13 protein-coding genes and 1 tRNA gene are annotated in these 13,807 nt (G+C 66.1%); 9 read left to right on the plus strand and 5 right to left on the minus strand.

The window, feature by feature from the left end; genetic code table 11:
* Nucleotides 1–15 precede the first annotated feature (15 nt).
* Nucleotides 16–717 (minus strand): YggS family pyridoxal phosphate-dependent enzyme, encoded by a 702-nt coding sequence (locus tag RBR52_RS08290; protein WP_320376734.1) that lies wholly within the window; start codon nt 715–717, stop codon nt 16–18.
* Nucleotides 718–866: 149 nt separating this feature from the next.
* Here RBR52_RS08290 and RBR52_RS08295 point away from each other — a divergent pair, with 149 nt between their 5' ends.
* The 3 genes from RBR52_RS08295 (at nt 867) to RBR52_RS08305 (ending at nt 3,812) form a co-directional block, all read left to right on the plus strand.
* Entirely contained in the window at nt 867–1,913 is a 1,047-nt protein-coding gene (locus RBR52_RS08295; protein WP_320376735.1) for a type IV pilus twitching motility protein PilT, read from the plus strand.
* 72 nt (nt 1,914–1,985) lie between these two features.
* Nucleotides 1,986–2,624, plus strand: a complete 639-nt coding sequence (locus RBR52_RS08300) for a cyclic nucleotide-binding domain-containing protein (protein WP_320376736.1) — start codon at nt 1,986–1,988, stop codon at nt 2,622–2,624.
* A 51-nt stretch (nt 2,625–2,675) separates the two neighbouring features.
* On the plus strand, nt 2,676–3,812 hold the full coding sequence (locus RBR52_RS08305) for a PilT/PilU family type 4a pilus ATPase (RefSeq protein ID WP_320376737.1): 1,137 nt from the start codon (nt 2,676–2,678) through the stop codon (nt 3,810–3,812).
* Nucleotides 3,813–3,897: 85 nt separating this feature from the next.
* On the opposite strand, the gene mutY is transcribed toward RBR52_RS08305, so the two are convergent.
* The 3 genes from mutY to mutM all read right to left on the minus strand — a co-directional run bounded on the left by mutY (nt 3,898) and on the right by mutM (nt 7,945).
* Nucleotides 3,898–5,013: an A/G-specific adenine glycosylase gene (gene mutY, locus RBR52_RS08310; RefSeq protein ID WP_413818314.1), complete on the minus strand. Its 1,116-nt coding sequence runs from the start codon at nt 5,011–5,013 to the stop codon at nt 3,898–3,900.
* 60 nt (nt 5,014–5,073) lie between these two features.
* A complete protein-coding gene (locus tag RBR52_RS08315; RefSeq protein ID WP_320376739.1) occupies nt 5,074–7,005 on the minus strand; it encodes a dynamin family protein in 1,932 nt (643 codons plus the stop codon).
* Nucleotides 7,006–7,066: 61 nt separating this feature from the next.
* Complete coding sequence (gene mutM / locus RBR52_RS08320; RefSeq protein WP_320376740.1) at nt 7,067–7,945, minus strand: bifunctional DNA-formamidopyrimidine glycosylase/DNA-(apurinic or apyrimidinic site) lyase; 879 nt, start codon at nt 7,943–7,945, stop codon at nt 7,067–7,069.
* Between the two features lie 122 nt (nt 7,946–8,067).
* Between mutM and RBR52_RS08325 the strand changes: the two genes are divergently transcribed.
* From RBR52_RS08325 to RBR52_RS08350, 6 genes are all read left to right on the plus strand, one after another.
* A complete protein-coding gene (locus RBR52_RS08325; RefSeq protein WP_320376741.1) occupies nt 8,068–9,783 on the plus strand; it encodes a tetratricopeptide repeat protein in 1,716 nt (571 codons plus the stop codon).
* Nucleotides 9,783–10,370, plus strand: coding sequence for an outer membrane lipoprotein LolB (locus RBR52_RS08330; RefSeq protein WP_320376742.1), 588 nt, complete (start codon nt 9,783–9,785; stop codon nt 10,368–10,370). Before RBR52_RS08325 ends, RBR52_RS08330 begins: the two co-directional genes overlap by 1 nt.
* A gap of 22 nt (nt 10,371–10,392) precedes the next feature.
* A complete protein-coding gene (ispE, locus tag RBR52_RS08335; protein ID WP_320376743.1) occupies nt 10,393–11,352 on the plus strand; it encodes a 4-(cytidine 5'-diphospho)-2-C-methyl-D-erythritol kinase in 960 nt (319 codons plus the stop codon).
* An 84-nt stretch (nt 11,353–11,436) separates the two neighbouring features.
* Nucleotides 11,437–11,513: transfer RNA gene (locus RBR52_RS08340), tRNA-Gln, on the plus strand.
* Nucleotides 11,514–11,643: 130 nt separating this feature from the next.
* Entirely contained in the window at nt 11,644–12,615 is a 972-nt protein-coding gene (locus RBR52_RS08345; RefSeq protein WP_320376744.1) for a ribose-phosphate pyrophosphokinase, read from the plus strand.
* A gap of 92 nt (nt 12,616–12,707) precedes the next feature.
* A complete protein-coding gene (locus RBR52_RS08350) occupies nt 12,708–13,316 on the plus strand; it encodes a 50S ribosomal protein L25/general stress protein Ctc (RefSeq protein ID WP_320376745.1) in 609 nt (202 codons plus the stop codon).
* A 75-nt stretch (nt 13,317–13,391) separates the two neighbouring features.
* Here RBR52_RS08350 and RBR52_RS08355 read toward each other — a convergent pair whose 3' ends face one another.
* Nucleotides 13,392–13,784 carry an acyl-CoA thioesterase gene (locus tag RBR52_RS08355; protein WP_320376746.1) on the minus strand — a complete coding sequence of 131 codons (393 nt, stop codon included), beginning with the start codon at nt 13,782–13,784 and terminating at the stop codon, nt 13,392–13,394.
* Nucleotides 13,785–13,807 lie beyond the last annotated feature (23 nt).

The raw sequence follows: 13,807 nt of genomic DNA on the forward strand, positions 1-13,807 counted from the left end.
TCCGGGTTGCGCAGGTCATGCGGCGCGTGCGGAGCGGGCGCCGAAAATCGCCGTGCCGACGCGCACGATGGTTGCGCCTTCGAGGATGGCCGCTTCGAGGTCGGCGCTCATGCCCATCGACAGGGTGTCGAGCCTCAGGCCGTGTTCGGCGGCGATGGCGTCGCGCAGCCTGCGCAGCCGGGCGAACGGTTCGCGCTGCGCGGCGATCCCCTGGCGTGGCGCCGGAATGCACATCAGCCCGCGCAGCCGCAGCCGGGGCAGGGCGGCCACGGCCGCGGCCAGCGCTGAAGCGTCTTGCGCCGGCACGCCGCTTTTGCTGGTTTCCTCGTCCACGTTGACCTGGATGCAGACTTGGAGGGGCGGCAGGTCTGCCGGTCGTTGATCGCTCAGGCGCTGGGCCAGCTTGAGACGATCGATGCCGTGCACCCAGTCGAAGCGCGCCGCCACTTCGCGGGTTTTGTTGCTCTGCAAAGGGCCGATGAAGTGCCATTGCAAGGCGGGCCAGTCCGCTCGCAGGGCGGCGATCTTGTCGACCGCTTCCTGCACATAGTTCTCGCCGAAATCGATCTGTCCGAGCGCGGCGGCGCGGGCGATGTCTTCGGCTGGGAAAGTCTTGGATACGGCCAGCAGGGTGACGGATCGCGGGTCGCGCCCGCAGGCGGCTGCGGCCTGGGCGATGCGCCGGCGCACTGCGGCAAGCGTGTTTTCGAGGGACATGAGTGAGCAAAACGGGGGTTGATACAACAATTCGGCGGCAACGGCGCCGCCCAATTGCGGCAAACCGATATTCTGACCTTAAGATAGTCGAATCGCTTCAGCACCGCTGGCCCATCGGCGCGCACAGGCCTGCTCGGGGGAGACATCGCTTGGACATCACGCAACTGCTCGCTTTCAGCGTCAAGAACGACGCATCCGATCTGCACCTCTCGGCCGGACTGCCGCCGATGATCCGCGTGCACGGCGACGTGCGGCGCATCAACGTCGAGCCGCTCGATCACAAGGCGGTGCATGCCATGGTGTACGACATCATGAACGACTCGCAGCGCAAGCGCTACGAAGAGTTTCTCGAGGTCGATTTCTCCTTCGAGGTGCCGCAACTGGCGCGTTTTCGCGTCAATGCCTTCAACCAGGCGCGCGGCGCGGGCGCGGTGTTTCGCACCATTCCGAGCAAGGTGCTCACCCTCGACGATCTGAACGCACCGAAGATCTTCGCCGAACTCTCGCTCAAGCCGCGCGGTCTGGTGCTGGTGACGGGGCCGACGGGTTCAGGCAAGTCGACCACGCTGGCGGCGATGGTCAACCACTTCAACGAGAACGAGTACGGCCATGTGCTCACCATCGAAGACCCCATCGAGTTCGTGCACCAGTCGAAAAAGGCGCTCATCAACCAGCGCGAGGTCGGGCCGCATACCCTGAGCTTTTCCAACGCGCTGCGCTCGGCGCTGCGCGAAGATCCGGACGCGATTCTGGTGGGCGAAATGCGCGACCTGGAAACCATCCGCCTGGCGCTCACCGCTTCCGAGACCGGCCACCTGGTGTTCGCCACGCTGCACACCGCATCAGCGCCCAAGACCATCGACCGTATCGTCGACGTGTTCCCGGCGGAGGAAAAGGAAATGGTGCGCGCCATGTTGTCCGAAGCGTTGGTGGGCGTGATTTCGCAGACGCTGTGCAAGAAAAAGGACGGCTCGGGCCGGGTGGCGGCGCACGAGATCATGATCGGCACGCCGGCCATCCGCAACCTCATCCGCGAAAACAAGGTGGCGCAGATGTATTCCATGATCCAGACCAGCCAGACCTACGGCATGCAGACCCTCGACCAGAATCTGGCCGATCTGGTCAAGCGCAACATGATCTCGGCCACCGAGGCGCGCACCAAGGCCAAGCAGCCCGAGAACTTCCCAGGCGCCTGATCAGCCGGTTCGGCTCATAGGCTCATATCTTCGACCCGCACACACTCGCTTACCCACCGCTCCCAGCAGGCCATGAAACTATTCGACAAGTTCCGCTCCGGTTCGCGCAAGGAGGGGGTGGACGACGCGCCCGAATCGCAGTTCTTCACCACCGGTTTCCACGACGCCGAGGTCTCCAGCCTGGACAGCGTGGTCGCCTGGCCGCAGCGCTCGGCGCAGATCGGCGCCACCAAGCTGTCGCGCAGCGCGGGCGGCCTGCGCCTGCTCGAACTCTGGCAGCAGGACAAATACATGGCCGGGCTGACCCAGGCCGACAAGGAACGCTGCGTCAGGTATTTTCATTTCTACACCGTCAGGGCCAATGCCGATCTGATCGCGCAGGGCGAGACGGGCAGCTTCATGGTGGTGCTGCTGCGCGGCGCGGTGGCGGTCGATCGTCTGCAACCCTGGGGCGACAGGCTGCGCCTGACCGAGGTGCGCGCGGGCAGCATGCTGGGCGAAATGTCGCTGGTCGACGCCGCGCCGCGCTGGTCCTACTGCACCACGCTGACCGACAGCGAGATCGCCGTGCTCGAAGCCGGCGACCTCGACCGCATGATCGCGCAGGATCCGGCCGCCGCCTGCCGACTCATCGGCTCGCTGGCGCGGCGCCTGTCGCTGCGTCTGCGCAAGCTCAGCGCGCGCGTGGCCGCGACTTCACCGGGCGGTTGATGCGGCGGCTGGCGGCATGAATGATCGTATTTGACAAACGCTGGGGGGCGTATGGATCGTGATCAGGCTTCCAAATTCATCAACGACCTGCTCAAGCTGATGATCAGCCGGGGCGGTTCGGATCTGTTTCTCACCGCCGACTTTCCGCCTGCGATCAAGGTCGATGGCGCCGTTTCCAAGCTGTCTTCGCAGGCGCTTACCTCCCAGCACACGCTGGCGCTGGCGCGTTCGATCATGAACGACAAGCAATCGGCCGAATTCGAGCGCACCAAGGAGTGCAATTTCGCCATTTCGCCCGCCGGACTCACTCGCTTTCGCTGCAATGCGTTTTTGCAGCAGGGCAAGGTCGGCATCGTGCTGCGGCAGATACCGCAAGACCTGCCCTCGATCGACGCCCTGGGCCTGCCGCAGGTGCTCAAGACCCTGGCGATGCACAAGCGCGGGCTCATCATCTTTGTCGGCGCCACCGGCTCGGGCAAGTCGACCTCGATGGCGGCCATGCTCGATTACCGCAACGAAAATTCGCACGGCCACATCATCACCGTGGAAGACCCCATCGAGTTCGTCCATCCGCACAAGAACTGCATCGTCACCCAGCGCGAAGTCGGGCTCGATACCGACAGTTGGGAAGCAGCGCTGAAGAACACCCTGCGGCAGGCGCCCGACGTCATTCTGATGGGCGAAATCCGCGACCGCGAGACCATGGAGTACGCCGTGGTGTTCTCCGAGACCGGCCACCTGGTGCTGGCCACGCTGCACGCCAACAATGCCAACCAGGCGCTGGACCGCATCATCAACTTCTTTCCCGAAGACCGCCGCACGCAACTGCTGATGGACCTGTCGCTGAACCTGCGCGCGCTGGTGTCACAGCGGCTGGTGCCGCTGCAGACCGGCAAGGGGCGGGTGGCCGCGGTGGAGATCATGATCAACTCGCCGCTGATCGCCGATCAGATCTTCGAAGGCAGGCTCACCGAGATCAAGGATGTGATGCGGCGCTCGCGCGAACTGGGCATGCAGACCTTCGACCAGGCGCTGTTCGACCTGTTCGACGCCGACAAGATCGGCTACGAAGACGCGCTGCGCAACGCCGATTCGGTCAACGATCTGCGGCTGCGCATCAAGCTCGACAGCAAGCGCGCGCGCAACGCCGACATCGGCGGCGATACCGGGCATCTGGCCATCGTCTGAACCGCGCCTCGGGAAATGCTCAAGCCCCTCCCCCGCTTGCCGGGGGAGGCTGGGAGGGGGAGGTTTTTTATTCAAACCTGCGGTTTCAGTGCTTTGGCAACAAGCCCTGATTCATATCCCCACGGGTTGCCGTCAGCAGCCTGCGCACCGGCGCCGGAAGCCCCATGCGCGCGGCTTGTTCGAGATCGATCCACAGTCCCTGCGGCTCCGCGACTCCCGGCTGAACCTGCAGATCGACCAGCAAGGGCTGAATCGTCAGCTCGAAATGGGTGAACGCATGGCGAAACGGTGGCAGTTCCCGCTGAGCGATCACCCGTCCCAGGCGCGCAGCGTACCGCAGCGCCTGCTCGGGGGTGTCGAACTGCGGCAGGCTCCACAATCCCGGCCAGATGCCCAGTGGCGGGCGCTTTTCCAGCCAGCAAAGGCCATCCGGCGAGCGGCGCAGCCAGAGCATCACCGCGCTGCGCTGCGGGCGGATCTTGCGCGCGGCCCGTCGCAGCGGCAGTCGCTGCGGATCGCCCGCGAGGCGGGCGCGGCAGTCCGCGGCGAAAGGACAGGCGGGGCAGGCAGGCTGGCGCGGCCGGCACACGGTGGCGCCCAGATCCATCAGCCCCTGGGTGTAGGCGGAGATGTCTTCGGCTGCGGGCAGCAGGCTCAGGGCGAGCGCCCGGAGCTGGCGCGTGGTCGCCGCCGATGGCATCGGAGCGTCGATTCCGTGGCTGCGGCAGAGCACCCGCTGCACATTGCCGTCGAGTATGGCCGCGCGCTCGCCGAAGCAGAACGCGGCAATGGCCGCTGCGGTGGACGGGCCGATCCCAGGCAAGGCCGCCAAGCTTTGCGCCGTTCGCGGAAAGGCGCCGCCGTGCTCTTGCACCACGATCTGCGCGCAGCGCTGCAGGTTGCGCGCGCGCTGGTAATAGCCCAGCCCGCTCCAGGCGGCGAGCACCTCGTCTTCAGACGCTGCGGCCAGCGCCTGCACCGTGGGAAACCGGGCGGTGAAGCGCGCGTAATAGTCGATGACCGAGGCGACCTGCGTTTGCTGCAGCATGATTTCCGACAGCCAGACGCGGTAGGGATCGCGCACCTGCCAGGGCAGATCGTGCCGCCCGTGCCGACGCTGCCAGAGCACCAGACGGCTGGCGAAGTGCGGCAGGGGCAGGATGGTTTCAGCGGCAGGGTGGGCTTGGGCGGAATCGGGCACGGCGGGCAGGAAGCCGCGCTTCAGGCGCGATGCGCGGTCATGGCGGATGTTCAAACCCTCTCAGCCGAGCCGCGCGAGCTGGATCTGATCGTTCAGCCCGCGCTGCAGCGCGTCGATGCGGGCGATCTGCGCCTGCAGTTCCTCGATGCGGTCGTGCAGGCTGTCCTTGGTGTCCTCGATGCGCTGCAGCGTGGTCAGCCGGCGGTTGAGCTGCTTCTTGCGCTCGCGCACCTGGCTGTCGAGCTGGGCGATGGCTGAGCGATCCCAGTTTTCGATGTCGCGCGTGGCGCGTTCGAACAGTTCGCGCACCCGCGCCGACAGGCCGCGCAGGGTGCGCAGGGCGTAGGCGTTGTTCTGCAGCTTGAGCCAGTTCACGCCGGAGAGATGCTCGGTGTAGGCATGAAACACGCGGTCGAACTCCTGCATCAGCCCGGCCAGCCGCAGCACGCGCGGCGCGGTGACGGTGAAGCCGAATTCGCGGTTGGCGCGATTGAAGGCGGCGGCGAGCATCTGGCGGATTTCCTCGATCTGCGTTTCGGCCTCGACCAGCCGCTTGCGCAGTTCGGCGCCGATGCGGGCCAGCTCGCCTTTCACGCCGACTTTCAGCAAGGCATTGCCCAGGCGCGATTCGAGCCGTTCGAGGTCTTGCAGCACCGAGCCGGCGGCGAAGCGCTCGCGCAACTGTTCGAGCATGCGGTTGTTGACGGCGCGCAGCGCCAGCACCTGCGTCATGCCGGTATCGAACTCACTGCGCTCCGCAGCCAGGCGCTGCAGCATGAGCACCACCATATGTGCGTTCTTGCCGCGCAGCCCCATCAGCTCGTCGAGCTGCCCCTGCGCATCGTGTCGTTGCTTGCGCAGTTGCTGCGAGAGCTCGGCCTGCACCTGCTCGAGCGCTTCGCGCACGGCGCCGTCGAGCACGCCGCGGCGATCGATGTTGGCTGCGCGGTTGAGCGCATTCTCCAGCGCGCCCAGCCCCGAGCGCGCCAGCAGCGGGCCGTCGCCCTGAATGCGCGCCAGCAGCGCCTTGTGCGCCGAGACGGGAAACACGCGATCGACCGGCAGATGCAGCATGGCCGCAGTGGTCTGCACCTGATGGTCGATGCTGGCGGCGATCTGCGGTGGCGTGAGCAGCGGGTCCCACAGCGAGTCGACCTTGTTGAGCGCCACCAGGGTCTGGGTGCCGCTGTTGGGGGCGATGTGGCGGTTCCAGATGTCCAGATCGCTGCGCGTCACCCCGGTGTCGGCGCCGAGCACGAAGACCACGGCGTTGGCCGCAGGGATGAGCGAGAGGGTGAGTTCCGGCTCGGCGCCCACGGCGTTGAGCCCCGGCGTGTCGAGAATGCTCAGGCCCTGATCGAGCAGCGGGTGGGCGAAGTTGACCAGCGCGTGCCGCCACAGCGGAATTTCGACCTCGACCCGAGCGTCGAGGTCGAGATCGAGCTGCGCCAGATCATCGGCATCGTGGAAGAAACCCAGCTCCTGCGCGCGCTCCAGCGGCACGCGCTGGGTGTCGGACAGATGGGTGAGCGCCTGCGCCAGGCCCTGTGCATCCTGGGAGAGCAGTTCGAAATGCGTCCAGACCTGCGGGCTCGATTTCCATTGCGCCAGTGTCTGCGACTGCAGGCGGGTTTCGATGGGCAGCAGGCGCAGGCCGCGCGGCTGCGCGGGGTCGGAGAACAGCTCCATCGGGCACATGGTGGTGCGCCCGGCCCCGGCGGGCAGGATGCGCTGGCCGTGCCCGCCGAAAAAAATGGCGTTGATCAGCTCGGACTTGCCGCGCGAGAACTCGGCGACGAAGGCCAGGGTCATGCGGTCGTTGTCCAGAAGCTGAATCTGCCGCTGCAGCGGCGGTCTGGCCTGATCGAGATCGAGTCCGCTTTCTTCGAGCCAGGCCAGCAGCGATTTGACACGCTGCAGCGCCTGCGCGCGCCACTCGGCGTAGTCGAACAGACCGGCGGTGAGGATGGGGGCTTCGACGTGCGGATTCATCGCTTCGGGCGCATGGATGGAAGTCGGGCAAAAGTAAACCACAGGATCAGCCGGATTTCGATCAGCGTATCCCCCTCTTCGCCTTCGCTTTGAGAATTTTTTGGCAGTTTGGGCAGAAATAGCTGCTGCGCTGCCCCTGCACGATCTGCCGCACGGGCGTGGCGCAGACGCGACAGGGCTGCCCCGCGCGCCCATACACCCGCGCCTGCATCTGGAAATAACCCAGCTCGCCGTCGACGTGGGCGAAGTTGCGCAGGCTGCTGCCGCCCAGCGCCACCGCCTCTTGCAGCGTGTCGCGCACGGCTGCGGCCAGCCGCTGGCAATCGGCCGGGCGCAGATGCGATGCGGGCGTGCGCGGGTCGATCCCGGCGCGAAACAGCGACTCGCAGGCGTAGATATTGCCGATGCCGGCGACGATGTGCTGCGACAGCAGCAGCGGCTTGATCGCGGCCTGCCGCCCTGCGAGCGCGCGGCACAGCGCCGCGCCGTCGAAACCGGCGCCCAGCGGCTCGGGCCCGAGCGCGCGCAGCAGGGGGTGTGCCTGCACCTGGTCGCCCGCGTGCCAGAGCACGGCGCTGAAGCGCCGCGGATCGTGCAACCGCAGCACGCCGCGGTCGGTCTGCCACTCCACATGGTCGTGCGGGGACGGCGGCGCAGGAATTTGCGCCGCCGGCGTCCAGCGCAGCGAACCCGACATGCCCAGGTGGACGATGAGCGTGCCTTGGGCCAAGGGAGATTCGGCGCTTGCCGGCTCCAGGAGCAGCAGCAGGTATTTTCCGCGGCGCTGCAGCGCGGTGATGCGCAGTCCGGCAAGCGCTGCAGGGTCGATGTCCAGCGACCAGCGCAGCGGTTTGCCCAGCCGCAGATCCATCAGACGCGCGCCCAGCAGTGCGGGCTCCAGACCCAGACGGGTGACTTCGACTTCGGGCAGTTCGGGCATGGCGGCATTGTGCCGCAGGGGGAATGGCACACTTCTACAATCTGCACATTTGCCTGCCCTGCCTGCTGGTCGTTTGCCGGTGCGGACGGGGCTTTCTTCTTTAGTCGACTTTCAGGATTCCCATGCGCGCTGCCGTACTTGTGTCGGCCCTGTTGTTTCCGGCTCTCGCCGCCGTGCCGATGGCCGCCACTGCGCAGCAGTCGGCCGATCGGGTCAGTGCGCAGGACACGGCGCGGCAAGTCTTCGCCGTTCTTGCCGGAGAGATTGCCGCGCACACCGGCCATCCCGGCGTGGCCTACACCGAACTGCTGAAGGCGGCCAAAGAGCTCGATTCCGAGCAGCTTTACCGGCGCGCAGCGGAAATCGCCCTGCGCGCCGGAGCGCCCGAGCAGGCGCTCGCCGCAGCAAAGGACTGGCGCAAAGCCATGCCGGACTCGCGCGAGGCCGGGGCCTGGGTGGTGCAACTGCTGCTGCTCATGGGCAAAACCGGCGAGGCCGGCTCGGCCATCGCCCAAGACCTGGCCCACACCCCAGAGCCGCAGCGCGGTCAGGCCATCGCCGATCTGCTGCCTCTGGCGGCGCAGGCCAGCGATCCGGCGGCCACGCTGTCGATGATGCGCACCGCTCTGGCCGGGCAGCGGCAGTTTGCGCAGACCGATGTGGTGCTGGGCCTGCTGCGCGCGCGCGCCGGCGACCAGAAAGGGGGTTTCGCCGATGCCTTGCACGCGCTGGGCCGCGATCCCGGTTTGGCCCCGGCTGCGGCGCTGCTGTTGCAGCTCTACACCGTCAATCCGCAGGCGGCGGATGCGGCGATGCAGCGGTTTTCCGTCGCCCAGCCGAAAGACAGCGGTCTGCGTCTGGCCTGGGCGCAGGCCGCGCTGGCACAGCAGCGCGACGGCATTGCGCTGCATGCGCTGGAAAAACTGGTGGCCGATGCGCCCGATTCTGCCCCGGCCTGGTTGATCCTGGGCAGCCTGCAGACGGAATTCGGCCAGGCGGCAAAGGCGGTGATTTCGCTGCAGACCTATCTGCGGCTGGCGCGCGCTCAGGCCGCTCAGTCCCAGCCGCCGGTGCTCACCCCGGCCTATCTCGCTTTGTCAGAGGCTTCGCGCAAGCTGGGCGATCTGGATCAGGCCAATCGCTGGCTCGATCAGATCGTGCCCGACGCCAACAACCAGCTCGCCGTGCTCAGCAGCCGCGCAGCTATTCTGGTGCAGCAGGGCAAGGTGGACGACGCCCTCAAGCTGATCGAAACCCTGCCCGAGGCGAGCGCCGCGCAGCGCAAGGATCGGCTGCTGGCGCGGGCGCAGGTGCTGCGCGAGGCCGGGCGCTTCGAGGCGTCTTACAGGCTGCTGCGATCCGGTCTGAAGCAGATGCCGAACGATGTCGATCTGCTGTACGAGGCCTCGATGATGGCCGACAAGAGCGGGCACATCAAAGAGATGCTGCAGATGTTGCGAAAGGCCATCGCGCTCGATCCCGAGTCGCAGCCCGCCTACAACGCGCTGGGCTACACCCTGGCCGACCGCGGCGAGCAGTTGCCCGAGGCGCGCAAGCTCATCGCCCGCGCGCTCGAACTCTCGCCGGGCAATCCCTTCGTGCTCGACAGCATGGGCTGGGTCGAATTCAGGATGGGCCATGACGATCAGGCGCTCGATTCTCTGCAGCAGGCGTATGACGCGCGGCCCGACCCCGAGATCGGCGCGCATCTGGGCGAGGTGCTGTGGCGGCTCGGCCAGCACGACCGGGCGCGCGCCATCTGGCGCCAGGCCATCGAACGCGCGCCGAACGACTCCATGGTGCAGGCGGTGCTGCGCAAATACGGTGTGTCATTCTGATGCGGCGTCGCGCTTTCGCCGGGGCTGCCGCGGCGGTGATCGCAGGGCTTCTCGGCGGCTGTGCCGCGCCGCGTCTGCCGCAGTCGCCCGAGCCCGCGAACACGCTTGCGCTGGCCGGACGGCTGTCGCTCGTCAGCGGCCGGGCCGATGCGCAAAAGGCGCTTTACGGCGGGTTTCGACTGGTGTTGAGCGGGGCCGCATCGGGCGAGTTCGAGGTTTTTTCCCCGCTGGGGCAGATGCTGGCCAAGGCGCAGTGGCGCCCAGGCCAGGCCAGCCTGGATGACGGCAGGCAAACGCAGCATTTCGCCTCATTCGACGACATGACCCAGGCCGCGTTGGGGGTGGCCCTGCCGCAGGCGGCGCTGCAGGACTGGGTGCAGGGGCGACCGGCGGCCAGCCTGCCCTCGCAAACCTTGGCTGACGGTGGCTTCGAGCAACTCGGCTGGCAGGTGCATCCCACCTGGCGTGACGGCCATCTCGCGCTGGTCAGGGCGCAGCGACTGCAGGGCGACCCGGCGGAACTGCGCATGGTGATCGAATCCAGCGCGCCGAAGCCCGCCGCTGCGGCGTCGCAAACCGCCCGCTGATCCGTCTGCTGCCGCCTGATTCATGCGCGCTCTTTACAACCTGCCCGCTCCGGCGAAGATCAACTGGTTTCTGCACGTCACCGGCAGGCGGCCCGACGGCTATCACACCCTGCAGACCGTGTTTCAGTTCATCGACTGGTGCGACAGCCTCGACCTGATCCGGCGCGACGACGGCATCATCCGCCGCATCGGCGCAGACGAATTGCCGCAGGATGATCTGTGCGTGCGCGCCGCCCGTCTGCTTCAGGAGTTCGCCCAGTGCACCCAGTGCGCAAGCGGGGTCGACATTCACCTGCGCAAGCGCATTCCGCAACAGGCCGGGCTGGGCGGCGGCAGTTCGGATGCCGCTACCGTGCTGATCGGCCTGAACCGACTCTGGGGCCTCGATCTGCCGCGGGCGACCCTGATGCAGATCGCGCTGCGACTCGGCGCCGATGTGCCGCTATTCATCTTCGGCCGCAACGCCTGGGCCGAGGGTGTCGGCGAGCAGTTGCGGGAAATCGAGCTGCCCACGCCGATCTTTGCCGTGGTGCATCCGGCACGCGGCCTGTCCACGCGCGCGGTGTTTTGCGCACTTGACTTGACAACCCCAAAACACGAAGAAACAATAGCTGGCTTTGCTGAATGGCTTGAGTCTTCCTGTTCGTCTTGTGCAGGCCCGCAAAAGGGACTGGGTTCTTTGTGGGGCGGAAACGATTTGCAGGCAGGCGCCGTGATGCTTGAGCCCCTGGTTGGCGAAGTGCTCGAAAGGGTGGGGCGTTGGGTCGGGGGTGAAAGTGCGTTGCGGTTCGGTGCGCGGATGACGGGCTCGGGAAGTGCGGTATTCGCCTGGGTTTGCCCTGCTGCCGGCGTGCGAAATGGGGCCTTGGGCGAGGCTTCAGCCCAGGCTTCAGTCCGTTTGGCGGATCTGCCTGCGGGCTGGCAAGGCCGGTTGTGCGAGGGTTTGCGCGAGCATCCCTTGCGCGGCTGGGTTGACGCATAATGTCGGTCTTGCGTTGTCGTTGCGCAAGGGGTTTTGACAGACAGTTCTTTATCATTCGCCATCGTGGATGGTGGTGGATGAAGTTGGGGAGTCGCCAAGTTGGTTAAGGCACCGGATTTTGATTCCGGCATTCGAGGGTTCGAATCCTTCCTCCCCAGCCACGATTTTTAAGGCCGATTTTTGATAGCCGATTTTCGATAGCGTTTGCCCGCGGCGCTGCAGACCGCGGGCCTTGCCAGGGCGATACATGCCCCGGCGCTTCAGGCGCAGTGCAAAGCGCAACACTCCACCATGACACCGAATCCGGCGGACTTCATTCTGTTCACCGGCAATGCCAATCCGGCGCTTGCCCAGGAAGTTGCACAGCAGCTCGGCATTGGCCTCGGCCAGGCCTATATCGGGCGGTTCTCAGACGGTGAAGTCACCGTCGAGATTCAGCAGAACGTGCGCGCCCGCGAGGTGTTCATCGTTCAGTCCACCTGCGCGCCGACCAATGACAACCTGATGGAACTGCTCATCATGGTCGATGCGCTCAAGCGCGCCTCGGCCGAGCGCATCACGGCGGTCATTCCCTATTTCGGCTACGCCCGGCAGGACCGGCGCCCACGTTCTGCGCGTGTGCCCATCACCGCCAAGGTCGTCGCCAACATGCTGCAGGCCGCGGGCGTGGCGCGCGTGGTCACCATGGATCTGCATGCCGATCAGGTGCAGGGGTTTTTCGACATTCCGGTCGACAATATCTACGCCTCGCCGATTCTGCTCTCCGATCTGCGCGAAAAGAATTACAGCGACCTGATCGTGGTCTCGCCCGACATCGGCGGCGTGGTGCGCGCCCGCGCGCTGGCCAAGTTGATGGACTGCGACCTGGCCATCATCGACAAACGCCGTCCCAAGCCGAATGTCTCCGAAGTGATGAACGTCATCGGCGAGATCGAAGGGCGCAACTGCATCATCATGGACGACATGGTCGACACCGCCGGCACGCTGACCAAGGCGGCCGAGGTGCTCAAGACGCGCGGCGCCCGGCGCGTGATGGCCTACTGCACGCACCCCGTGCTGTCGGGCCCGGCGATCCAGCGACTGCAAGGCAGCGCCATCGACGAGCTGGTCGTGACCAACACCATTCCGCTGCGCCAGGAAGCGCGCGAATGCGGCAAGATTCGCCAGCTCTCGGCCGCCTCGCTGATTGCGCAGACGCTGCAGCGCATCGCCTACGGCGGCTCGGTGCTGCAGTTGTTCAACGAGCAGGAAACCCTGTTCTGATTTTTTGCCCGCCGGGTGTTCCGGCGGGTTGTCACGGCGCTGGTCGCAGGCGCCATTCACCACGGGGCGAGTCCCCTTTTTCAGGAGTCGACATGAAAGTCGTCGCATTCGAACGTAGTTTGCAGGGAACCGGTGCGAGCCGCCGCCTGCGTCGCGCCGGAAAGACCCCCGGCATCATTTATGGCGGCGAGCAAGCGCCGCAGATGATCGAGCTCGATCACAACGCGCTGTTTTACGCGCTGAAAAAAGAGCAGTTCCATTCTTCCGTTCTGGAAATGGAAATTGCCGGCAAGACCAGTCAGGTACTGCTGCGCGACTATCAGATGCACCCCTACAAGCCGCTGGTGCTGCATGTCGATTTCCAGCGCGTGGACGCCGGGCACAAGATTGCCATGAAGGTGCCGCTGCACTTCACCGGCGCGGAGAATTCGCCCGCGGTCAAGCTCAGCCACGGCCTGGTCAACCATGTGATGAACGAAGTGGAGGTGTCCTGCCTGCCGGCCGAACTGCCCGAGTTCATCGAGGTCGATCTCAGCGGCCTGACGCTGCACCAGAGCGTGCACGTCAGCGACCTCAAGCTGCCCAAGGGCGTGTCCGTGCTCACCCATGGCGTGGACGATCCCGCGGTCGTCACCGTCAGCCCGCCGCCGGGTGGCGTGGCTGAGGAAGGCGCGGCTGCCGCCGAAGGCGAAAGCAAGTAAGCCAGCGTTTTTGCAAGCCAAGAGGCCGCCCGACGGAGTTCCCGAAGGCGGCCTCGTCGTTTGCGGTGGGATCGATCAGGGCTGATCGACCGGTCGGGGACGTCGGTCTTCGCCTACGGCGACGTAGGTCAGCACCGCCTCGGTCACCTTGATGACCTCGACATTCGACGGCGTGCGCTGGGCATAGACCTCCACCCGCACGGTGATCGAGGTGTGGCCCACGTGGTCGATTTCGGTGAAGAACGACAGCACGTCGCCGACCAGCACCGGCTGCTTGAACACGAACTCCTTCACCGCCACCGTGGCCACCCGGCCCTTGGCGCGCCAGGCGGCGGTGATGCCGCCGGCGATGTCGACCTGCGCCATGATCCAGCCACCGAAGATGTCGCCGTGCATGTTCACATCGGCAGGGCGGGCCTGGGTGCGCAACGTGGGTACGTGGTCGGGGAGTTGGGGGGCAGAGGACATGAAAAGGGCTCCGGGCAGGGCGC

The sequence above is a fragment of the Thiomonas sp. genome (assembly GCF_034007205.1).
Lineage (GTDB): Bacteria > Pseudomonadota > Gammaproteobacteria > Burkholderiales > Burkholderiaceae_C > Thiomonas.

Bases quoted from the DNA above. Each gene is read 5' to 3' on its own strand.
- mutM (WP_320376740.1), bottom strand. From the start codon at position 7,945: ATGCCCGAACTGCCCGAAGTCGAAGTCACCCGTCTGGGTCTGGAGCCC.
- RBR52_RS08315 (WP_320376739.1), bottom strand. From the start codon at position 7,005: ATGAATCCGCACGTCGAAGCCCCCATCCTCACCGCCGGTCTGTTCGAC.
- RBR52_RS08300 (WP_320376736.1), top strand. From the start codon at position 1,986: ATGAAACTATTCGACAAGTTCCGCTCCGGTTCGCGCAAGGAGGGGGTG.
- ispE (WP_320376743.1), top strand. From the start codon at position 10,393: ATGCGCGCTCTTTACAACCTGCCCGCTCCGGCGAAGATCAACTGGTTT.
- RBR52_RS08325 (WP_320376741.1), top strand. From the start codon at position 8,068: ATGCGCGCTGCCGTACTTGTGTCGGCCCTGTTGTTTCCGGCTCTCGCC.
- RBR52_RS08330 (WP_320376742.1), top strand. From the start codon at position 9,783: ATGCGGCGTCGCGCTTTCGCCGGGGCTGCCGCGGCGGTGATCGCAGGG.
- RBR52_RS08305 (WP_320376737.1), top strand. From the start codon at position 2,676: ATGGATCGTGATCAGGCTTCCAAATTCATCAACGACCTGCTCAAGCTG.
- RBR52_RS08290 (WP_320376734.1), bottom strand. From the start codon at position 717: ATGTCCCTCGAAAACACGCTTGCCGCAGTGCGCCGGCGCATCGCCCAG.
- RBR52_RS08355 (WP_320376746.1), bottom strand. From the start codon at position 13,784: ATGTCCTCTGCCCCCCAACTCCCCGACCACGTACCCACGTTGCGCACC.
- RBR52_RS08345 (WP_320376744.1), top strand. From the start codon at position 11,644: ATGACACCGAATCCGGCGGACTTCATTCTGTTCACCGGCAATGCCAAT.
- RBR52_RS08350 (WP_320376745.1), top strand. From the start codon at position 12,708: ATGAAAGTCGTCGCATTCGAACGTAGTTTGCAGGGAACCGGTGCGAGC.